The organism is Lysobacter sp. BMK333-48F3, from assembly GCF_019733395.1.
In the GTDB taxonomy this organism is placed as follows: Bacteria; Pseudomonadota; Gammaproteobacteria; order Xanthomonadales; family Xanthomonadaceae; genus Lysobacter.
In genome coordinates, this window is record NZ_JAIHOO010000001.1 from 1,898,316 (window position 1) to 1,919,636 (window position 21,321).

At 69.4% G+C, this 21,321-nt stretch carries 18 protein-coding genes; 12 read left to right on the forward strand and 6 right to left on the reverse strand.

What is annotated here, in order from left to right:
- Nucleotides 1–462: 462 nt before the first annotated feature.
- The 3 genes from K4L06_RS08010 (at nt 463) to K4L06_RS08020 (ending at nt 2,773) form a co-directional block, all read left to right on the forward strand.
- Nucleotides 463–891 (forward strand): YciI family protein, encoded by a 429-nt coding sequence (locus K4L06_RS08010; RefSeq protein ID WP_221670895.1) that lies wholly within the window; start codon nt 463–465, stop codon nt 889–891.
- Between the two features lie 101 nt (nt 892–992).
- Nucleotides 993–1,415, forward strand: a complete 423-nt coding sequence (locus K4L06_RS08015; RefSeq protein ID WP_221670896.1) for a VOC family protein — start codon at nt 993–995, stop codon at nt 1,413–1,415.
- A gap of 77 nt (nt 1,416–1,492) precedes the next feature.
- Nucleotides 1,493–2,773: an RNA polymerase sigma factor gene (locus tag K4L06_RS08020; RefSeq protein ID WP_221670897.1), complete on the forward strand. Its 1,281-nt coding sequence runs from the start codon at nt 1,493–1,495 to the stop codon at nt 2,771–2,773.
- A gap of 528 nt (nt 2,774–3,301) precedes the next feature.
- Here K4L06_RS08020 and K4L06_RS08025 read toward each other — a convergent pair.
- Nucleotides 3,302–3,898 (reverse strand): TetR/AcrR family transcriptional regulator, encoded by a 597-nt coding sequence (locus K4L06_RS08025; protein WP_221670898.1) that lies wholly within the window; start codon nt 3,896–3,898, stop codon nt 3,302–3,304.
- Between the two features lie 137 nt (nt 3,899–4,035).
- On the opposite strand from K4L06_RS08025, the gene K4L06_RS08030 reads away from it, so the two are divergent.
- The 4 genes from K4L06_RS08030 (at nt 4,036) to K4L06_RS08045 (ending at nt 10,372) form a co-directional block, all read left to right on the forward strand.
- The gene (locus K4L06_RS08030) at nt 4,036–5,064 is read left to right on the forward strand and encodes a hypothetical protein (protein WP_221670899.1); all 1,029 of its coding nucleotides are present in this window, start codon (nt 4,036–4,038) and stop codon (nt 5,062–5,064) included.
- 203 nt (nt 5,065–5,267) lie between these two features.
- The gene (locus tag K4L06_RS08035; protein WP_221670900.1) at nt 5,268–6,911 is read left to right on the forward strand and encodes a multicopper oxidase domain-containing protein; all 1,644 of its coding nucleotides are present in this window, start codon (nt 5,268–5,270) and stop codon (nt 6,909–6,911) included.
- Nucleotides 6,912–7,057: 146 nt separating this feature from the next.
- On the forward strand, nt 7,058–7,828 hold the full coding sequence (locus K4L06_RS08040) for an FKBP-type peptidyl-prolyl cis-trans isomerase (RefSeq protein WP_221670901.1): 771 nt from the start codon (nt 7,058–7,060) through the stop codon (nt 7,826–7,828).
- Nucleotides 7,829–8,632: 804 nt separating this feature from the next.
- On the forward strand, nt 8,633–10,372 hold the full coding sequence (locus K4L06_RS08045) for a DNRLRE domain-containing protein (protein ID WP_221670902.1): 1,740 nt from the start codon (nt 8,633–8,635) through the stop codon (nt 10,370–10,372).
- Between the two features lie 84 nt (nt 10,373–10,456).
- On the opposite strand, the gene K4L06_RS08050 is transcribed toward K4L06_RS08045, so the two are convergent.
- Nucleotides 10,457–10,918: a hypothetical protein gene (locus tag K4L06_RS08050; protein WP_221670903.1), complete on the reverse strand. Its 462-nt coding sequence runs from the start codon at nt 10,916–10,918 to the stop codon at nt 10,457–10,459.
- A 251-nt stretch (nt 10,919–11,169) separates the two neighbouring features.
- Complete coding sequence (locus K4L06_RS08055) at nt 11,170–12,621, reverse strand: alpha-L-fucosidase (RefSeq protein ID WP_221670904.1); 1,452 nt, start codon at nt 12,619–12,621, stop codon at nt 11,170–11,172.
- Between the two features lie 393 nt (nt 12,622–13,014).
- Here K4L06_RS08055 and K4L06_RS08060 point away from each other — a divergent pair, with 393 nt between their 5' ends.
- The 3 genes from K4L06_RS08060 (at nt 13,015) to K4L06_RS08070 (ending at nt 17,181) form a co-directional block, all read left to right on the forward strand.
- Nucleotides 13,015–14,478, forward strand: a complete 1,464-nt coding sequence (locus tag K4L06_RS08060; protein WP_255595019.1) for an alpha-L-fucosidase — start codon at nt 13,015–13,017, stop codon at nt 14,476–14,478.
- An 860-nt stretch (nt 14,479–15,338) separates the two neighbouring features.
- On the forward strand, nt 15,339–16,301 hold the full coding sequence (locus K4L06_RS08065) for a TerC family protein (RefSeq protein ID WP_221670905.1): 963 nt from the start codon (nt 15,339–15,341) through the stop codon (nt 16,299–16,301).
- Between the two features lie 82 nt (nt 16,302–16,383).
- On the forward strand, nt 16,384–17,181 hold the full coding sequence (locus K4L06_RS08070; RefSeq protein WP_221670906.1) for a DNA alkylation repair protein: 798 nt from the start codon (nt 16,384–16,386) through the stop codon (nt 17,179–17,181).
- A gap of 147 nt (nt 17,182–17,328) precedes the next feature.
- On the opposite strand, the gene K4L06_RS08075 is transcribed toward K4L06_RS08070, so the two are convergent.
- Nucleotides 17,329–17,796 (reverse strand): SRPBCC family protein, encoded by a 468-nt coding sequence (locus K4L06_RS08075; RefSeq protein WP_221670907.1) that lies wholly within the window; start codon nt 17,794–17,796, stop codon nt 17,329–17,331.
- Between the two features lie 195 nt (nt 17,797–17,991).
- On the opposite strand from K4L06_RS08075, the gene K4L06_RS08080 reads away from it, so the two are divergent.
- The gene (locus tag K4L06_RS08080; RefSeq protein WP_221670908.1) at nt 17,992–18,591 is read left to right on the forward strand and encodes an NAD(P)H-dependent oxidoreductase; all 600 of its coding nucleotides are present in this window, start codon (nt 17,992–17,994) and stop codon (nt 18,589–18,591) included.
- A gap of 58 nt (nt 18,592–18,649) precedes the next feature.
- Here the strand turns inward: K4L06_RS08080 and K4L06_RS08085 are convergent, their stop codons facing one another.
- Both K4L06_RS08085 and K4L06_RS08090 read right to left on the reverse strand, forming a co-directional pair.
- Nucleotides 18,650–19,657: an isoaspartyl peptidase/L-asparaginase gene (locus tag K4L06_RS08085; protein ID WP_221673564.1), complete on the reverse strand. Its 1,008-nt coding sequence runs from the start codon at nt 19,655–19,657 to the stop codon at nt 18,650–18,652.
- Between the two features lie 90 nt (nt 19,658–19,747).
- Nucleotides 19,748–20,518, reverse strand: a complete 771-nt coding sequence (locus K4L06_RS08090) for a trans-aconitate 2-methyltransferase (RefSeq protein ID WP_221670909.1) — start codon at nt 20,516–20,518, stop codon at nt 19,748–19,750.
- Nucleotides 20,519–20,656: 138 nt separating this feature from the next.
- Between K4L06_RS08090 and K4L06_RS08095 the strand changes: the two genes are divergently transcribed.
- A complete protein-coding gene (locus K4L06_RS08095) occupies nt 20,657–21,304 on the forward strand; it encodes an ECF-type sigma factor (protein ID WP_221670910.1) in 648 nt (215 codons plus the stop codon).
- Nucleotides 21,305–21,321 lie beyond the last annotated feature (17 nt).

A 21,321-nucleotide genomic window follows, 5' to 3' on the forward strand; every position in this document is an offset into this window, starting at 1 on the left:
GCCCGCATCCCTGCGGGCCGCCCTCCGGGGCTGCTTTTGTCCTCGCGAGTTCGGTTCTGCGCCAGGCTCTTCACGGCAACGGCAACGGCAACGGCAACGGCAACGGACTTGGTTGGCGGACGTCCGGTGCGGCGCCCAGCAACCCGGCAACTTCGGCAAACGCGTTCGCCGCGTTACCGGACACCGGTCCGGTTCGCCGCGAGCGCCAGCGATTAAGGTCGAACCGAACCATCGATGCGACAGGCGCACGGCCACGGCCGGACGACGCCTGCGCTGGCGCGGACCTCCACGCGCCGGTCTCCCCAAGCCCGGCGCGCTTGTTCGCGGTCCGTCCACCCGCGGTGCGACGGACCGCGATTTTTTTGCCGCGCCGGCGTGTCGGGCGGCCTGTCGATTCTGCCGCTGCCGATTCGTCGTCCCTGTGAGCGCCCGGTTCCGGGTCCTCCCTGCCAGGAGACGACGATGAAATTCATGCTGATAGTGAAGGCCGACCCGGACAGCGAGTCGGGCCGGCCGCCCGACCCGGCGCTGTTGCAGGCGATGGGCGCCTACAACCAGGCTCTGGTCCGCGCCGGCGTATTGCTCGCCGCCGAGGGTCTGCGCCCCAGCGCGCAAGGTGCGCGGGTGCATTTCGACGGCGCCGCCCGCCGGGTGATCGCCGGCCCGTTCCCGGAGACCGAGCAACTGGTGGCCGGGTTCTGGCTGATCCAGGCGCGTTCGCTGGAAGAGGCGGTGGAATGGGTCAAGCGCGTGCCCAACCCCGACGGCCTGCGTTCGCAGATCGAGATCCGGCGCGTGTTCGACACGGTCGATTTCGATCCGGCCGCCGAGGCCGAGCCGCAACGCACCGAGCCGCGTCCGGCCGACAGCGCCGTCGCCCGCCCCCACTGAAGCGCCGTCGGCGCATGCGTCCGCTGCTGTCGATCCGGCTGCGTCCGTGCGCGCCCGCCGCCTTCGCCCACCCACCCACTCCGCTACGGAAACCCGCCACCATGCAACTGAGCACCTACCTCTCGTTCGACGGCGACTGCCGCCAAGCCTTCGAGTTCTACGCCCGCACCCTCGGCGGCGACGTCGTCGCGCTGATGACCTTCGCCGACAACCCCGGCTGCGACGAGATCGGCGCGGAGGAACGCGACAAGATCATGCACGGCTGCTATCGGCTCGGCGGCTTCGAGCTGATGGGCACCGACGCCACCGCCCTGTATCCGTATCGCGGCGTGAACGGCGCCCATGTGGTCCTGGGCCTGAGCGAGGTCGCCGAGGCCGAGCGCATCTTCGCCGCGCTGGCCGACGGCGGCACGGTGCAGATGCCGCTGCAGCAGACCTTCTGGGCGCAGCGTTACGGCATCGTCGCCGACCGTTTCGGCGTGCCGTGGATGATCAACTGCGCCGAAGCGGCCTGCGTGCCCTGAGATCGTGCTTGGTCCAGCGCAGGCAACGGCCGAACGGCGCTTGCGCCGGCGCACGCGAGGTGGTCTGATCGGTCGCCGTGACGGCCACCTCTTCCAATCTGGGCGCGACCCATCGCGCCATCGACGCGGTCTGGCGCATCGAGTCGGCGAAAGTCATCGCCGGCCTGACCCGGATGGTGCGCGACGTTGGCCTGGCCGAGGAACTGGCCCAGGACGCTCTGGTCTCGGCGCTGGAGCGCTGGCCGGAAACCGGCGTGCCGGACAACCCCGGCGCCTGGCTGATGCAGACCGCCAAGCACCGCGCGATCGACCGGCTGCGGCGCAAGAAGCTGCTCGACCGCAAGCACGAGGAGATCGGGCGCGAGATCGAAGCCGGCCAGGACGAGATCGAAGAGGCCTTCTTCGATCGCCTCGACGACGACATCGGCGACGATCTGCTGCGGCTGGTGTTCATCTCCTGCCATCCGGTGCTGTCGACCGAGGCCCGCGTCGCCCTGACCCTGCGCCTGCTCGGCGGTTTGACCACCGACGAGATCGCCCGCGCCTTCCTCGCCGCCGAACCGACCATCGCCCAGCGCATCGTCCGCGCCAAGCGCACCCTGGCCGACGCCCAGGTGCCGTTCGAGGTGCCGCGCGGCGAGGAACTGGAGCAGCGCCTGGCCTCGGTGCTGGAAGTGATCTACCTGGTCTTCAACGAAGGCTATTCGGCCACCGCCGGCGACGACTGGATGCGCCCGGGCCTGTGCGAGGACGCCCTGCGCCTGGGCCGCATCCTGGCCGGGCTGATGCCCAAGGCGGCCGAGGTGCACGGCCTGGTCGCGCTGATGGAAATCCAGGCCTCGCGGGCCAAGGCGCGCACCGGTCCGGACGGTCAGCCGATCCTGCTGTTGGACCAGGACCGCACGCGTTGGGACCGGATCCAGATCCAGCGCGGCCTGGATGCGCTGGAACGCGCCGCGCGTCTGTCCGACGGCAACGGCCCGTACACCCTGCAGGCGGCGATCGCCGCCTGCCACGCGCGCGCGGCGACCGCGCAGGACACGCCCTGGCCGCGCATCGCCGCGCTGTACCAGCGCCTGGCCTTGCTGACCCCGTCGCCGGTGATCGAGCTCAACCGCGCGGTGGCGCTGTCGATGGCGTTCGGTCCGGCGGTCGGCCTGCAACTGGCCGACAGCCTGCTGGACGAGCCGTCGATGAAGCAGTACCACCTGCTGCCGAGCGTGCGCGGCGATCTGTTGCTCAAGCTGGGCCGGCGCGAGGAGGCGCGCGCCGAGTTCGAGCGCGCCGCGGCGTTGACCCGCAACGTGCGCGAACGCGAGCTGCTGCTCGCCCGCGCGGCCGAGATCGATTCGGCTTAGCCATCGCCATCCTCTGTAGGAGCGGCGTCCCACAGGGATTTCCTTCGGTCACAAGCCGCGACCGCCATCGCTCAACATAGCCGCGTCTTTGTCCTATGCCCCTGTAGGAGCGGCGTAAGCCGCGACCGCGCTGCCGCGGCTCGCGGCGTCTGTGTTCGAAGGTTTATAAAGCTTCAAAGCAAAGCTTCCGTCCGCAAGCGGCCGGGTCACTTTCTTTGTCCAAGGCGACAAAGAAAGTAACCAAAGAAAACGCCATAACTGTTTCGAATCAAAAGCCACTATGGGACGGTGTCTGCGCGGGGCTGCTCCGCACAGGCCATCCCTGGCCTGGCTGCGCACGGGCCGCATCCCTGCGGCCCGCCCTCCGGGGCTTCAGGGCGTTCTCGCAAGTTCGCTGCGGCGCCAAGCTCGTCACAACAACGACAACGACAACGACAACGACAACGACAACGGCAACGGCCGGCGTGTCGCTGGCGCCGCTCCTGCACGGGATAGCGGCGACCGCCGTCGCGGCGTAGGCGGCCCGTCTCAGGCTTCCGTCCGCATCGCGCCCAGGATCACCGCGGTCAAGGTCGCGGCCGCATCGGCCTCGGCGATGCGGCCGTGGGTCATCTCGCGCGATAGGGCATCGGCGGCGCCGACGATGGCGACGCCGCGGCGCTGCAACTCGTCGGCGTCGAACTTGGCGTACGGCGCCAACAAGCCGCGGTAGAACGCGACATAGGCTTCGAGCAGTTCCTGCTGCACCCGCTCCATCTGCTCGTCGCCCTTGAGCGCGGCGAAGATCGCGTGGTACTCCGGACCGGCGGTGCGGAAGCAGCTCATGTAGGTCTCGCCGATCAGCCGCGCGACTTCGCCCAGGCGCTTGGGCGCGCGTTCGAAGGCCTGGGCCTGGATCGCGCACTGGCGGTCGTCGATCTTCCGGTACAGCGCGATCAGCAGGCCCGAGCGGGTGCCGAAGTGCTCGTACGCGATCGGCTTGCTGACTCCGGCGCGCTCGGCCAGGTAGCCCAGGGTGAGGGCGTCGGTGCCTTGCTCGCGGACGATGTTCATCGCCGTGTCCAGCAACTGCTCGCGGCGATCGGCCTTGGACAGGCGCCGGGCCGGGGCGGGGGTGTCGCTCATGGAACGCAGTCTCTCGTCTGGCTGGGGCTTGACAGTGCAGGGGCTCAGCGTATCTTACTAATCGTAAGTTACCAATCGTAGCTTGCGTTTCGGCCATCACGGCCGGATGCGCTGCCCCGCACCCACAGGACCCCATCATGACCGCTTCCTCGCTCGCTCCCGTCCTCATCGTCGGCGGTTCCGGCATCGTCGGCCGCCACGTCGCCCGCGCCCTGCGCCGTCTGCACCCCGAACTGCCGCTGGCGATCGGCGGCCGCGATCCGGCCAAGGCCGCGGCCGCCGCGGCCGAACTCGGCGCCGCGGTGCCGGTGCGGATCGACCTGGACCGCGCCGATCTCGGCCTCGACCCGGCGGCGCGCTACTCCGCGGTGGTGACCATGCTCAAGGACGAAGGCCTGAACACGCTCAAGTACGCGCTGCATCACCGCCTGCCCTACCTGAGCACGTCCAACGGCTCGTTCGAGATGGCGCCGGAAGTGGCGCTGCACCTGCGTCATCCGGGCCGCTCGCCGATCCTGCTCGCCAGCCACTGGCTGGCCGGCGCGGCGACCCTGCCCGCGCTGCATTACGCGCGCGAGTTCGAGCAGGTCGAGCGGATCGAGATCACCGCCGTGCTCGACGAGCTCGACATGGGCGGCCCGGCCGCGGCGGCCGACTACGAGCGCCTGACCAGCGCGGCGGCGGCGCAGATCCTCGAACGCGGCCGCTGGCGCTGGGTGCGCGGCGCCGAGGCCGAGCGTCGCGTGGTCAGCGTCGACGGCACCCCGCTGCCGGCCAGCGCCTACTCGCCGATGGACGTGGTCAGCCTGGCGGCGGCGACCGACGCCGACTCGGTGCGCCTGGACCTGGCCCTGGCCGAAACCGCCAGCCGGCGCCGCAGCGAAGCCTATTCGACCGAAATCGCGCTCGACCTGTACGGCCGCGACCGCCACGGCGCGCCGGCGCATCGCCGCTACGAGCTGGTCCACCCGCAAGGCCAGGCGCCGCTGACCGGATTGGGCATCGCCTTGGGCGTGGAACGCCTGCTCGGCCTGTCCGGCGGCGCCGCGCCGGCGCCGGGCCTGTACACCCCGGACCTGCTGCTGGATCCGGCGCAGTGGCTGCAACGCTATCGCGAGTTCGGCGGCCAGGAGCGCGAGGTCGCGACGCAGGCGATTGCGGCCTGACCGCCGCATCGCAAAGCCCATGCCTTGGCGTGGGCTTTCTGCGCGTCCCGCGCTCGCGAAGCGGGCGAGCGCAGTGTGCTTACCGACCGCGCGGCCAAGTCAGTCTTGATCGGCGTCACAGATGTGCCGCGCGCTTGCGACAATTGCAACATCGGCCGTGGAAGATGGCGGGTCGCTCCAGCGCACTTCGGGGACCGCGCACGATGACCGATCCGCAACGCCGCCGTTTCCTGACCGGTCTGGCCATCGGCGGCGCGGCGACCCTCGCCGGCCCGATCGCGATCTGGCGCTGGACCGGCGGGCACGGTCATCGCTTCGCCAGCGGTCCGGGGCCGGACCTGCAGTTGCTGCCGCCCGACGCGCGCTTCGTCCAGCCGCTGCGCCTGCCCGGCGGCGAAGGCCTGCTGGCCGAGGTCGACCTGCGCACGCCGCTGCGGCTGATCGCGCAGGCCACGGCGCAGGCGTTGTTTCCCGGTGCGCCGACCAGCTTGTGGACCTACGCCGGCAGTGCTGCGGGCCGGGCGATGTTCAATCCGATCCTGCATGCGCGCCGCGGCGACACGGTCGAGGTCGAACTCGACAACCGCCTCGCTGAAGCGACCACCATCCACTGGCACGGCCTCGCCGTCGACGAGGCCAACGACGGCAGCGGCCTGCATCCTGTCGCGCCCGGCGCGCGCCGCCGCTATCGCTACCGCATCGACAACCGCGCCGGCCTGTACTGGTACCACGCCCATCCGCACGGCCGCACCGGCGTGCAACTGCAGCGCGGCCTGGCCGGCCTGCTGTTGATCGAGGACGACGAAGAACGCGCGCTGCGCCAGCGCCTGGGCATGCGCTGGGGCGAGCGCGATCTGCCGCTGATGATCGCCGACAAGCAGGTCGGCGCCGACAACGCCATCGTCTACAAGGACGGCGCCGACGACTGGATCGGCAACCGCGTGCTGGTGAACTGGACGCCCGAGCCCTACCTCGAGGTGATCCCGGCCTGGTACCGGTTCCGCCTGATCAACGTCGCCAACGCGCGCATGCTGCGGCCGTGCTTCCTGCACGGCGACAGAGTGCTGCCGATGCAGCTGATCGGCACCGACGGCGGCCTGCTCGAACGCGCCTGGCCGCTCGACGACCTGTTCCTGGCGCCGGCCCAGCGCGCCGACGTGCTGGTCGACTTCGGCGCGCTCGCGCCCGGCGAGCGGGTGCGGCTGCGCAGCCTGGAATACGTGGCGATGGAGAACGAAGACGAGTCCGGCGCGTTCGCGCCCGATCCGATGGGCGACCACCCCGGCGCCGCAGCGATGGGCGATCCCTTGGACTTGATGGAGCTGCGGGTGATCGAGTGCGCGACCGAGCGCCGGCCGCCGGCGCGACTGCCGGCGCTGGAGGCGATCGCGCGCATCCCGCCGCTGCCGGACACGCGCGACTGGCCGGTGCGCGCGCTGCGTCTGCGCATGGACGAGGAAGGGCGCTGGTTCATCAACGACTGGAACTTCCACCTCGCCGGCCACGAGCCGGCGTTCTCGGTGCGGCGCGGCAGCCGCGAGGTGTGGGAGATCCGCAACAGCATGACCAGCATGCCGCACCCGATGCACCTGCACGGGTTCCAGTTCCGCGTGCTCTCGCGCAGCATCAGCCCGCCCGACATCCGCGGCCGCCAGGTCGCCGCCGGCGGACTCGGCCCGCAGGACCTGGGCTGGAACGACACCGTGGTGGTCTGGCCCGGCGAGATCGTGCGCTTGGCCATCGATTTCGCCCAGAGCTTCGCCGGCACCCAGCGCTACATGCTCCATTGCCACAATCTCGAGCACGAGGACATGGGCATGATGCTGAGCTTCGCCGTGACCGACTGACGCCGCCGAGCGCGCGCATGGTCCGATCGCCGCTTCTCCTTTACCGCTACCCGCTTCCGGGCCGCCAGTTCCCGGTTCCCTTCTTGTCCGCCCCGCGTTACGGAGTCCGCATGCCGCGTCAGTCCGCCTTTGGTTCCGCCCCATCCATGCCCGTTCGCCGCGTCGGACTCGCGCTTGCGATGGCGCTGGCCGGCTGCACGCCCGCATCGAAAGCGCCGCCGGCAGCGGCGACCGCGGCGATGCCGGCCGCCGCGCTGACCGCGACCGAACTGAGCGACGACAAGGCGCGCATCAGCTACGTGGTCGGCCGCGATTTCGCCCGCAGCATCGAGCCGATCCGCGGCGAACTGGATCCGCAGGTCGTGCTGCGCGCGATCCGCGACGCCCAGGTCGGCGCCAAGCCGCTGTTCGACGAAGCGCAAAGCCGCTCGATCCGCGAGGGTTTCAGCGCCGCGTTGCGCGACAAACAGGACCGGGCGCAACGCGCGCTGGCGGCGCGCAACCTGGAAAGCGGCGAGGTCTTCTTGAGGCGCAATGCCGGCGTCGCCGGCGTGCGCGGCACCGCCTCGGGCCTGCAGTACCAGGTATTGAAGGAGGGCAAGGGCGCGCGTCCCAAGCCCAGCGACACGGTGCGGGTGAACTACATCGGCCGTCTGCCCGACGGCAGCAAGTTCGAGAGCACCTACGACACCGATCATCCGGCCGAGTTCGTCCTCGACCGGGTCATGCCCGGTTGGACCGAAGGCGTGCAGCTGATGACGCCCGGCAGCCAATACCGATTCTGGGTGCCGTCCAAGCTTGCTTACGGCGAACGCGGCGTGCCCGGGCAGATCGAACCCAACACCGTGCTCGACTTCGAGATCGAGCTGCTCGAAATCGCCGGCGCCGGCGCCGGCGGCACTGGCGCCGCCGAATAGCCGCGTCGCCCCTGTAGGAGCGGCGTCCCACAGGGATTTCCTTAGGTCACAAGCCGCGACCGCCATCTCGCCCGTTCGCCGCGTCTTTGTCCTGTGCCCCTGTAGGAGCGGCGTAAGCCGCGACCAAGGGACGCGCAGAGGAATCAACGCCTCCGCCATCGATCGAAGCCCGAAACCGCCGCGGGGTAGGAGCGGCGCAAGCCGCGACCGCGCTGCTACGGTCTCGCGCCGTTTGTCGTTCGAAGGCTTCAAAAGCTCCAAAGCTTCAAAGCTCAAAAGCTCAAAAGCAAAGCTTCCGTCCGCAAGCGGCCGGGTCACTTTCTTTGTCCAAGGCGACAAAGAAAGTAACCAAAGAAAACGCCATAACTGTTTCGAATCAAAAGCCGCTATGGGACGGTGTTTGCGCAGGGCTGCTCCGCACAGGCCATCCATGGCCTGGCTGCGCACGGGCCGCATCCATGCGGCCCGCCCTTCGGGGCTGCGATTTGTTCTCGCGAGGTCGACTCTGCGCCAAGCTCTTCACGGCAACGGCAACGGCAACGGCAACGGCAACGGCAATGACAGGTGTTGCGTGCGACTTCGGCATGCGCGGGCGGTCGTCTATCCCGTTTCAATGTGCCATCACCGCATACGTTGCCGACCGTCCGTCGGACGACGCGAAACCTGTGACGGCAGCCTCACGGGCATCCGCAATCGACGCGATTTCCGTCGCAATCGTGTAGCGGTTTTCCGGCCAAACTCCGCAACCATCGCGACCCGAACGGATCGCGGACGCCCGCCATCACCGTCTTCCGGAGACAGCCAGTGAACCTCATCCTCCAGCGCGCGCCGATCGGCGTCGCGATCGCCGCCGCCTTGATCGGCGCCCTCGCCGGCGCGCCGGCGCAGGCCGCCCAGCGCACCCTGCAGCTGTCCGAGGACAGCACCCACAGCAAGCCGGTGCAGGCGGCCAAGGGCACGCCGCTGGCGGCCGCGGCGACGCCCGGCCAGGTCTGCGAAACCGGCGCCAAGTGGCTGCGCCTGGGCTTCAAGGAACTCAAGCTGTCCGGTTACGACTCGCTGGTGCTGACCAGCAGCGGCGGCGACAAGCTGGTGTTCGAAGGCCGGCACTGGAACGAGCGCAGCTTCACCACCCGCGCCCTGCGCGGCGAATGCGTCGACATCAAGCCCTACTTCAGCCAGCCCGACAGCCGCGTTCAGCTCGACCGCTACGACTACAGCGCGGTGCCGCTGAACTTGGCCAGCGTGGTCGTGGCCGGCGCCGGCGACATCTGCGACACTAGCGGCAGCGCCTGCCAGGGCACCTCGGACCTGATCGTGTCGATCAACCCGACCGCGGTCTTCACCGCCGGCGACAACGCCTACAACAGCGGCACCCTGAGCGAGTTCAATAACCGCTACGCGCCGACCTGGGGCCGCTTCAAAGCCCTGACCAGCCCGTCGCCGGGCAATCACGAGTACTACACCAGCGGCGCCAGCGGCTATTTCGATTACTTCAACGGCGTCGGCAACCAGACCGGACCGGCCGGCGACCGCAGCAAGGGCTATTACAGCTGGGACGTCGGCGACTGGCACTTCATCGCCCTCAACACCATGACCGGCGGCACCGTGTCCTCGACCCAGATCAACTGGCTCAAGGCCGACCTGGCCGCCAACACCAAGCCCTGCACCGCGGCCTACTTCCATCATCCCTTGCTCAGCCGCGGAAGCTACAGCGGCTACAGCCAGGTCAAGCCGTTCTGGGACGCGCTGTATGCGGCCAAGGCCGACCTGGTGCTGGTCGGCCACGACCACAACTACCAGCGCTACGCCAAGATGAATCCCAGCCAGCAAGCGGCCGCCGACGGCATCCGCCAGGTGCTGGTCGGCACCGGCGGGCGCGCGTTCTACGACATCAGCGGCAGCCATTCCTTGCTGGAGGCGAGCAACGACAGCACCCACGGCGTACTCAAGCTGACCCTGACCGCGACCGGTTACACCGGCAACTTCGTGCCGCGCGCCGGCAGCAGCTACACCGATCAGTTCAGCGGCACCTGCAACAAGAACAGCACCCCGCCGTCGTCGTTGACGCTCAACGCGGTGCGCGACGTCACGGTCAAGTCCGGCGGCAGCCGGGTCAACACCTCGGTGCTGTACGCCGACGGCAGCGACGGCGGCCAGCAGTTGCGCGGCCTGATGGGCTGGAACGTCTCTTCCGCCGCCGGGCTGAACCTGCAGTCGGCGCAGCTCAAGCTGCAGGTCGTCGACCGCTCCACCGGCACTTACGACCTCTACCAGGTCGCCACGGCCTGGACCGAGAGCAACGCCACCTACAGCGGCGCCAGCCTCGGCAGCAAGCTCGGCTCCTTCGTGCCCAGCGCGACCGGCACGCAGTACCTCAACCTCAACGCCACCGGCCTGCAGTTGGTGAAGAACTGGGCCAATGGCAGCGTCGCCAACAACGGCGTGATCCTGGTGCCGGCGTCCGGCGTCAGCGACGGCGTCGACTGGTCTTCGCGCGAAGGCGCCAACGCGCCGCAACTGCTGCTGACCTACACGCCCTGATCCGGCACGGCCGACCGCAGCGGACGACTACGCGTCGTCCGCTGCGGCAGGGCGATGGGATTGCGCGAAGCGTTTTTCGCTCGGTCAACCGTAGGCCGGCAAAGCCGGCCGCGCACTGGTGCCGGCTCCGGCGCCGATCATCAGCTTGACCGACTCCTTGATCCGCTCGGCGCCGCCGAGTTTGACCGCGGTGATCAGCCGTTCGCCGATGGTCTTGCTTTCCTCGGCGGTGTTGGCGTGGGTGCCGAGCACCGCCAGGCCTTTCTCGGTCAGCCGATAACGCAAGGCGACGTGGACGAAGGCGACGCCGTTCAAGGACTCTTTGACGCAGGCGCCGCTGCGCAGATAGCCCTCGTCCAACAGCCATTCGAACGTCGCCCCGCAGGCCAGCACCGCGGCGGCCATCGCCTCGCGATTGTTCGGGTCCAGACCGGGAAGATGACGGGCCGATTCTTCGGCATTGAAACGCGCTACGACGGGATGCTGCTCCAGCGCCGCGGCGCAGATCCGCGCCGTGGCGATACTGAAAACCTCGATGTTTTTCATTGATGACGCCCCCTGACGTCCTCGCTATTTATGTGGGGGGTATGTCAACGCCGCGTGATGAAAAAATTCCTAAGAAGTTGAATTAAAAGGGTAATTCCTAGATGCCTATCGCGCACAATACGTGACGTCCATAGCATCGACGATGGCCGGTTGACCGCCTGCGGCAGATGCAGGCCGCGCCGCGACACCCCGGTCGAGGGGATGGAATCAGGTAGATGAACGCCGTTGGCGCGCTGTCTGACGAACGGCGCTCAGGCGTCGGCCTGGGCGCGCAGTTCGATCACGCTGTCGTCGGCATCGGGCAGGCGTGGCGGCAGGGCGATCAGCACATCCTCGCCGTCGCGGCGCACCTCCAGCGCGGCGCCGCCGTCGAGCAGGCGCGCGCGCCGCGTGCCGGGCAGGCGCAGGCGCAGTTCGCCGTTGGCGGGACGCTCGAACACGTGCAGGAACAGACGGCCGTCGCCGCTCGCGGTGATGCGTCCCCATTCCACCGGCTGCAGCGGATTGGCCCGGCTGGCGTAGATCGAATCGCCGTTGCGGCGCAGCCAGTCGCCGATCGCCTGCATCCGCTGCACGCTTTCGGCCGGCACGCTGCCGTCGGCGAGCGGGCCGATGTTGAGCAGCAGGTTGCCGCCCTTGCTGGCGGTGTCGACCAGGGTGCGGATCAGCTCGCGGCTGGATTTCCAATCGTGGTCGAGCGCGCTATAGCCCCAGGTGCCGTTCATGGTCAGGCAGGCTTCCCAGTCCACCCCGGCCACGCCTTGCGCCGGCACCGCCTGTTCGGGCGTGGTGAAGTCGCCGTGCGCGCGGTCGAACCAGCGCAGGCTGCCCTGCGGATCGTCGTAGCCCAGCGAGCGGTACAGGCGATTGTTCATGACGATGCCGGGCTGGGCGGCGCGCACCATCGCCATCAGCTCGCTCGCGCGCCAGGTTTCGCCTTCGGCGCCGGGATTGGAGTAGTCCCACCACAGCACGTCGATCGGACCGTAGTGTTCGATCAGTTCGCGCACCTGCGCCTGCAGAAAATCCTGGTAGGTCTTCAGGTTAGCGCGCCGGTCGTAATCCGGATCGTCGGCCGGCGCGGTCTTCTCCAGCGGATGCGGCAGCGGCTGCTCCAGGCGGGCGAAGTCGCGATAGGGATAGGCCGGGTGGTGCCAGTCGATCACCGAGTGATACAGGCCGACCTTGAGGCCCTCGGCGCGTGCGGCCTGCACCACTTCGCGCACCAGGTCGCGGCCGACCGTGTCCTGGGCGTCGAACTCGCTGACCGCGCTGTCGTGCAGCGCATAGCCTTCGTGATGCTTGCTGGTGAACACCAGGTAGCGCGCGCCGGCGCGCTTGGCCAACCGCGCCCATTCGCGGGCGAAGCCGGGCTTGGGCTTGAACAGCGGCAGCATCTGCCGCGCATACTCGTCGCTGGGCACGTGCGCATTGCGCTGGATCCATTCGGCCGATCCCTTGACCGGCGCGCCGTTCCAACGGCCGGCGGCGCCGGAGTACAGGCCCCAATGCACGAACATGCCGAAGCGCGCCTCGCGCCACCAGCGCATGCGCGCATCGAACGCGGCCTGGGATTCGGTGGGCGGCGCCGCGTCCGGGCGCGGCACGGTCGAAGCCGGTGCGGCGGCGGATGCGGGCGACGCGCATGCCAGCGCGATCAGGACGGGAATCAGCGCGGCGCGCAAGGACGGCATCGACGACATCGGGAGTCTCCACTACGGACCGCGGCAGTCCAGCAGAGTGAATACGGCGCGGTCAACCGGCAGATCGATTCGAAAGGCGGGCGACGCTTCGACTTGCGTTTGCCGGAACCAAAAAGCAAATCCCCCGCGCCGACGGTCGTATCGGACTTCGTGCCGCGCAAGGCGCCAGCCCCCTTTTTCAAAGGGGGCTACGAACGACGCGACGGCATATGGCTTGCGGAAGACGGTGTTGCCGCGTCGAAGCGAGCCGTTCCCCCCTTTGAAAAAGGGGGGCTAGGGGGGATTTGCTCTTAGCTCGAAAAGCCGCAACAAATCCAAACGCGTCCAAACAAATCCAAGCGCGACAAAACTTGCGCGAGCCGTGCCCGGCACTAGACTCGAACGCTCGACAGCTTGCTCCTCTTCGCCATGGACCGTCGCCGCTTCCTGCTCGCCACTTCCGCCTCCGCGCTCGCCGCGACCGCACCGCCCCTGGCGACGGCGAGCGAAGCGGCCACGGCCGTCGCGCGCCCTCGTCCCACCCCGCAGCAACTGGCCTGGCAGCGCGAAGAGCTGTCGATGTTCGTGCACTTCACCGTCAATACCTTCACCGACCGCGAATGGGGCGAGGGCGACGAAGACCCGCGAGTGTTCGCGCCCAGCGACCTGGACGCCGGGCAATGGGCGCGCGCGGCCAAGGCCGGCGGCTTCCGCAGCCTGATCCTCACCGCCAAGCACCACGACGGCTTCTGCCTGTGGCCGACCGCGACCACCGAACACTGCGTGCGCAACAGCCCCTGGCGCGGCGGCCGCGGCGACGTGGTGCGCGAGTTCGTCGACGCCTGCCGCGGCGAAGGCCTGGCGGTCGGCTTCTACCTCTCGCCCTGGGACCGCAACGAGCCGCGCTACGGCCGCGGTCGCGCCTACGACGATTTCTACATCGCCCAGCTCACCGAACTGCTGACCGGCTATGGGCCGGTGCACGAGGTCTGGTTCGACGGCGCCAACGGCGAAGGCCCGAACGGCAAGCGCCAGGCCTACGACTGGCCGCGCATCCACCGCACGGTGCGCGAACTGCAGCCGCAGGCGATCGTGTTCTCCGACGCCGGGCCCGACGTGCGTTGGATCGGCAACGAGCGCGGCATCGCCGGCCACACCTGCTGGTCGACGGTCGACCCCGGGCGCGTACCGCACGCTGGTTTCGACCGGCCCTGGGTCGGCGACGCGCTGCAGCAGGGCGATCCTTACGGCACCGCCTGGCGACCGGGCGAGTCGGACGTATCGATCCGGCCGGGTTGGTTCTGGCATGCGGCCGAGGATGCCAAGGTGCGTACGCCGGAACAGTTGCTGGCGCTGTACTTCGCTTCGGTCGGACGCAACAGCAAGCTGTTGCTCAACGTGCCGCCGACCCGCAGCGGCCGTTTTCACGACGCCGACGTGGCCGCGTTGGCCGGCTTCGCCCGGCTGCGCGAGGCGGTATTCGGCGCCGGCAACTGGCTGGCCGGCGCGCGCGTCCGCGCCAGCGGCCAGGCCCGCGGGCACGCTCCCGAGCGCGTGCTGGAAGCCGACCCGGACACCTACTGGAGCGCGCCGCGCGGCGCGCGCACGGGCTGGATCGAATTCGAATCCGCGCAGGACATGGAGTTCGACACCTTGTGCCTGCAGGAAGCCATCGCCCATGGCCAGCACATCGCCAACTACCGCATCGAGCGCTGGCACGAAGGCCGTTGGCAGCCCTTCGCCTGGGGCACGACCATCGGCCACAAGCGCCTGGAGCGCTTCGATCCGCTGCGCGCGCGCCGCGTCCGCCTGACCATCGAGCACGCCTACGACACCCCGCGCCTGAGCGCGTTCGGGCTGTACCGCAGCGCGACTTGAATCGCCGGATGGCCTTGTAGGAGCGGCGTGAGCCGCGACCAAGGGACGCGCAGAGGAATCAACGCCTCCGCCATCGATCGAAGCCCGAAGCCGCCGCGGGTAGGAGCGGCGCGAGCTGCGACCGCCATCTCGCCCGTGCGCCGCGTCTTTGTCCTGTGCCCCTGTAGGAGCGGCGTAAGCCGCGACCGCGTTCTTGTGGTCTCGCGCTGTCTGTCGTTCGAAGGCTTCCAAAGCCTCAAAAGCCTCAAAAGCCTCAAAAGCCTCAAAAGCAAAGCTTCCGTCCGCAAGCGGCCGGGTCACTTTCTTTGTCCAAGGCGACAAAGTCCCACGGGATTTCCTTCGGTCAAAAGTAACCAAAGAAAACGCCATAACTGTTTCGAATCAAAAGCCACTATGGGACGGAGCGTGCGCGGGGCTGCTCCGCACAGGCCATCCCTGGCCTGGCTGCGCACGGGCCGCATCCATGCGGCCCGCCCTTCGGGGCTTCAGGGTCTTCTCGCGAGTTCGCTGCGGCGCCAAGCTCTTCACGGCAACGGCAACGGCAACGGCAACGGCAACGGCGGTTTGCGCCATGGTGGCGACCGGGGCCGCTTCCCGATTTCAAGCCGACCCTCGCGCTTGGCTGCAAACCTGAACGGCAATTCATCCCCATGCGTGCTATCGTGCCCGCCAGAAGGGGAGTAGCTTCCGCTGTCGTATCGTCATTACGGGTCCACGACCCCGGTGCGACAGGCGTCCCGGCCCATGGCGGCCAGGATGCGAGCAAGACCTTCGCCGCCAGCGGCGAAGGTGCGTCCCCGATTTTCCGGACGACGTTTCGCGGCTGCGGCCGTGCCGTCACTACTTTCCGGGAGAACCACATGCAAACCATCGGCAGCCCGATGCTCTGGGGCGTCTTTCTCGCCTTCGTCGTCGCCGCGCTGCTCGTCGATCTGGTGCTGATGCGCCATGGCGGGCCGCACAAAGTCACGTTCAAGGAAGCCGCCTGGTGGAGCGCGGGCTGGATCGGCCTGGCCTTGGTGTTCAATGCCGGGTTGTGGTGGTACGTCAGCCGGGAGTCCGGCGCTGAAGTAGGCAAGCAGATCGGGCTTGAGTTTCTCACCGGCTACTTGGTCGAGAAATCGCTCGCGGTCGACAACATCTTCGTGTTCCTGATGCTGTTCTCCTACTTCGCCGTGCCCGAGGAGCAGCGCCAGCGCGTGCTGGTGATCGGCATCCTCGCCGCGATCGCGTTGCGCACCGTGCTGATCTTCGCCGGCGCCCTGCTGCTGGCCAAGTTCCATTGGGTGCTGTACGTGTTCGGCGCGTTCCTGGTGATCACCGGCATCAAGATGCTGATGGCCGCGGGCAAGGCGCCCGACCTGGAACGCAACCCGGTGCTGCGCTGGATGCGCGGCCACCTGCGCCTGACCGACGACTACCACGGCGACAAGCTGTCGATCCTGCGCGACGGCAAGCGCTGGTTCACCCCGCTGTTCGCGGTGATCATGCTGATCGGCGTCACCGACGTGATTTTCGCGGTCGACTCGATTCCGGCGATCTTCGCCATCACCTCCGATCCCTTCATCGTCCTGACCTCGAACGTGTTCGCGGTGCTCGGCCTGCGCGCGATGTTCTTCCTGCTGCAGGGCATGGCCGACCGCTTCCACCTGCTGCCCTACGGCCTGGCGATCGTGCTGGTCTTCATCGGCGCGAAGATGCTGCTGATCGACGTGTACAAGATCCCGATCCTGGTTTCGCTGCTGGGCGTGGCGCTGATCATCGGCAGCTCGGTGGTGGCCAGCCTGGTGCGGCCGCCGAAGCAGTTGCCGGGCCCGCGCTGAGGCGCGGGCCATGGCAGGTCGCGGCGCCGGCCGGTACATTGGCGCCGCGGCCTCTGGGTTACGGTCGCGCAACCCGGACGCCATGGCCAAGACCGCGACCAAGCCAACTCCCGCGCGCAGCGTCCTCCAGCCGGCAGGCGGCGAGCGAACCGCGCGCAAGGCCGCGCAGGCCGCGTTCGCCGCGCAGCCCTTGCCGCAACGGCTGGCGCTGGCGCTCGACGTGTTGCGCGCGGCCGGCAGCGCCCACAACCGCGCCGGCATGGCGCGGTTCGGGATTCCCAGCGAGCGCGCCTTCGGCGTACCGATGGGGCAGATCCAGGCCCTGGCCAAACGCCTGGGCCGCGATCGAGCGCTCGCCGCGGCGCTGTGGGACAGCGGCTGGCACGAGGCGCGACTGCTGGCGGCCTATCTCGACGATCCCGCCGCGCTGACCTCGGCGCAGATGGACCGCCTCGCGCGCGAATTCGACAACTGGGCGCTGTGCGACACCGTCTGCTCCAAGCTGTTCCAGCCCAGTCCGTTGGCCTGGGGCAAGATCGCGCAATGGGCGCCGCGCCGGGACGAGTTCGTGCGCCGCGCCGCATTCGCCCTGCTCGCGGCCAAGGCCGTGCACGACCAGACCGCAGGCGACGAGGCCTTCCTGCACGGACTCGCCCTGGTCGAGGCGCAGGCCGGCGACGCCCGCAACCTGGTCAAGAAGGCGGTCAACTGGGCGTTGCGCCAGACCGGCAAGCGCAACCCCAGGCTGCGCGACGCGGCGATCGCGGTCGCGACGCGGCTGGCGCAATCGGCCGACCCCGCGCCGCGCTGGATCGGCAAGGACGCATTGCGCGAACTGCGCAGCGAAGCGGTCGCGCGCCGGGTCGCGGCCAAGGGCTGAGGTGTGGCGCGGCGCGCGGTGCGTCCCTGGCGCAACGGCGTCGGGTTCGGTCAGGTTCGGTGTTCCGCGTCGATTGCGCCGGCTGGCGCGTCCGCTTATCGGCGCCGCAGGTGGCGCACCCTGGTGTCGGATCCTAGCTGCGGCAGGTCAGGATCGGGCCGTCGGATCAAGGCGCTCGCAGTAACGCTTGAGCCCTTGCAAGCGATGCCGCACGACCCGGTCGAAGTAGCGCGCGGCCAATGGCTCGACGATCCAGCCCAGCCAGCGCGGCCGCGTACGCAGGCTATAGCGGAAACGAACTTCAGTGCGGCGCACGTCGATTTCCCGAAAGATCCACGAACCTGCGAATTTTTCCAGAAACCAGGGGCCGTCCAGCATCGCTACGGCGGCGAGAGTCGGCGGCCTGAGTTGGACGAAGCGAACGCGCATGCGCAGGCCGAACTTGTTGTTCACCAGGGCCTCGCTGCCGATATGCAGTTCAGACGGGTTGTCGTCGACGAACTCGATCCGCTCGGGAAAGGGGTCCCATTCGTATCGGATGGCATAGTCCTGCGACACTGCGTAGACGCGGTCCAGTGGAGCGAGGATCTCAGCGCGGCGTTCGATCAGGGCCATGAGGAAACGAGCGAAAACGGAGCGGCTTGGGCGGTGGGCGAGGTCGGCAGGCGCGCAGGTGCGGCGTCCATCCGATTCGTACCTTCATGCCTGCCTTGTCCTTCTTTGACAATCTGACACAAAGTCGCAGCGGCCGGAGCTGGTGCCGCGTACTGCCCGCGGCTACGCTCGGCGTTCCCTTCCGCCGCGCCCGCCATGCACGCCAGCCTCGTCGTCGCCCATCCCAGCCCGGCCAGCTTCAGCCATGCCCTCGCCGAGGCGGCCCGCAGCGTGCTGGAAGCCCGCGGCTATGCCGTCGACTGGCACGACCTGTATGCGCAAGGATTCGATCCTGTGCAGCGCACCGGCGAGAGCGGCAACACCGCTTCCGACGACGCTCTGGTCGAGCGGCACTGCGTCGAACTCGCCCGCGCCGATCTGGTCCTGATCTTCCATCCGAACTGGTGGGGCCAGCCGCCGGCGATCCTGAAGGGCTGGATCGATCGCGTGTTCCGGCTCGACACGGCGTACGGCTATCCGCCCGGCACGTCCTGGGACGGCGTGCCGGTCGGACTGCTGCGCGCGCGCCATGCCTTGATCTTCAATACCTCCAACACGCCGGCCGAGCGCGAGGCCGCGGTGTTCGGCGATCCGCTGCAGGCGATCTGGGCGCGCTGCGTGTTCGGCCTGTGCGGCGTCGACAGCGTGATCCGGCGCATGTACGGCCCGGTCGCGGCCAGCGACGCGGCGCAACGCGAGGCGTGGCGGGCCGAAGTCGAGGCCCTGGTCGCGCAAGCGGCGGCCGGGCCGGCCTGAGTCGGAGAATCGGCGCCGCCGCGGCGGCGCGGCATCGGCAGCGAAGCCGCGCCCGCGCTCAATCGGCCGCGGGCTCGGCGAGCTTGTCGTCCTTGAACAGCGCCACCTGCGGCTCGCCCTTGGCGTCGATCCAGCCGCGGTACATGCCCTCGGTGTTGAACGGCAGGGCGAAGCGGCCGTCGGCGCCGAGCACGATCGCGCCGCCGTTGCCGCCGGCGGCGGGAATGTCGCGGTTGATCACCGCCTCGGCCGCCTCGCGTAGGTCTTGCTTGGCGTAGGCGATGCGGGCGCAGATGTCGTGCGCCGCTACGGCGCGGATGTAGTACTCGCCCCAGCCGGTGCCCGATACTGCGCAGCGCGCGTCGGCGTAGGTGCCGGAACCGATGATCGGCGAGTCGCCGACCCGGCCGTAGCGCTTGTTGGTCATGCCGCCGGTCGAGGTGCCGGCGGCGAGCCGGCCCTGGGCGTCGAGCGCGACCGCGCCGACGGTACCGAAGTGCTTGGCGGTTTCCACATCGGCATGGGCCTGGCCGGCGTCTTCTTCCTTGAGCGCTTTCTGCAGCTGCTGCCAGCGCTTTTCGGTGCGGAAGTACGACGGGTCGACCAGGGTCAGGCCCTGTTCGCGGGCGAAGGCCTCGGCGCCGTCGCCGACCATCATCACGTGCTTGGACTTGTCCATCACCGCGCGCGCCAACGCGATCGGGTTCTTGACCCGATGCACGCCGGCGATCGCGCCGGCGCGGCGGCCGCTGCCGTCCATGATCGCCGCGTCGAGTTCGTTCTTGCCGTCGTGGGTGAACACCGCGCCGCGGCCGGCGTTGAACATCGGCGCGTCCTCGAGCACGGTGATCGCCGCGACCACCGCGTCCAGCGCCGGCTTGCCGGCGGCGAGCTCGGCCTGGCCGGCGCGCAGCGCCTGGGCCAGGGCGGCGCGCGCGGCGTCTTCGTCGGCGCGGTCCATGCCGGCGCGGATCACTCCGGCGCCGCCGTGGATCACCAGCACCGGTCGCACCGGCGCGGGCTCGGCGGCATGGGCCAGGCCCAGCCAGGCGGCCGGAGCCAGCATCAGGGCGAGACAACGGCGGCGGACAGCGGGCTTCATCGGCGGCTCCGGACGGCGCGGGCAGGGACGGCCATCATAGGCCGCCGCGCGCGCTCAGTCCGCGCCGGTGCGCGCGACCGCGAACACGCGCCGGAACTCGAACCAGGTGCTGCCGTCGGCGCGCACGGGATAGGCCGCGCGCAGGCGCGGCGCCAGTTCGCCGCGGAAGCGCTGCCAATCGGCTTCCTCCAGCGCATTGCGGATCGGTCGCAGCGCAGTGCCGCTGATCCATTCCAGCACCGCGTCGGCGCCGCGCAGACGCTGCACGTAGGTGGTTTCCCAGGCGTCGACCTCGCAACCGGCGTCGGCCAGCAGCTCGGCGTAATCGCGCGGCGCATCGACCGTGCCGTCGCCGCGCAGGGCCAGGCCGTCCAACCGCGCGGCCCAGGCCGGGCCGGCGGCGACCTCGCGCACCAGCCGGTGCGAGGGCGCGTCGAAGTTGCCCGGCATCTGCACCGCCAGCCAGGCGCCGCGCGGCAGTTCTTTCGCCCAGCGGCGCAGCAGTTCGCGGTGTTCCGGCACCCATTGCAGCACCGCATTGGACACGACCACGTCGGTATCGGCCTGCGGCCGCCAGTCGCGCACGTCGAGCCGCTGCGCGGCGACCCCGGCCGCGCGCGCCGCCGCCACCATCTCCGGCGAACTGTCGCTGGCTTCCAGCGCCGCCTGCGGCCAGCGCGCCGCCAAGGCCAGGGTCAGATTGCCCGGCCCGCAGCCCAGGTCGACCACCCGCCGCGGCCGCTCGGCGCGGATCCGCCCAGTCAGGTCGAAGAACGGCCGCCCGCGCAGGTCGGCGAAATCGAGGTACTTGTCCGGATCCCACATGCGACGGCTCCATCGGCGACTGCTTGGCACTATAGCCAGCCGCCGCCGCGGCGCTGTGCCGATGCGGCCGCCTGGTACGGCGGCCGTTGTCGCGCGCGCTTCGCGTTCCTGCTTACGGACCAGGCAGGAGTACGCCCGATGGAACGGGTCGCAGCGCAATCGCAAGCAAGCACCGATGCGGTAGACCGAGCATGGAGCCCGGTCGCGGACACGCTGCGGACGGATCCGGCGCCGCCCGCGATCGCGCACTGGCTGCAACGCTGGAACGCCGGCGACCGCGATGCGCTGGAGGCCCTGTTGCCGCATATCTACGCCGACCTGCGCGCCATGGCCCGCCGCGAACTGAGCGGCCATCGCGGCCACGACACCTTGCAGGCGACCGCGTTGGTCCACGACCTGCTGCTGCGCCTGCTCGACGCCGAACAGACGCCGCAGTTCAGCGACCGTCGGCATCTGTTCAATGCCGCGGCGCGGATCATGCGCCAGCTGTTGGTCGATCGCGCGCGGCGTGCGGCCTGCGACAAGCACGGCGGCGGCTGGCGGCGCGACGAGTTCGTCTGCGCGTTGGATCTGCCGATGCCGCAGGACACCGGCCTGCCGGACCTGGACGAAGCCTTGCAAGCGCTGGAGCGGCTGGAACCGCGGCTGGCGCAAGTGGTGGAACTGCGGTGTTTCGCCGGGCTGACCGTGGCCGAGGTTGCGCGCCTGCTCGAGCTGGAAGAGCGCACGGTGTACCGCGATTGGGCGGCGGCCCGGGCCTGGCTGCGCGATCGCCTGGCCGACTGAGCGGCCCGGGCTTGGCC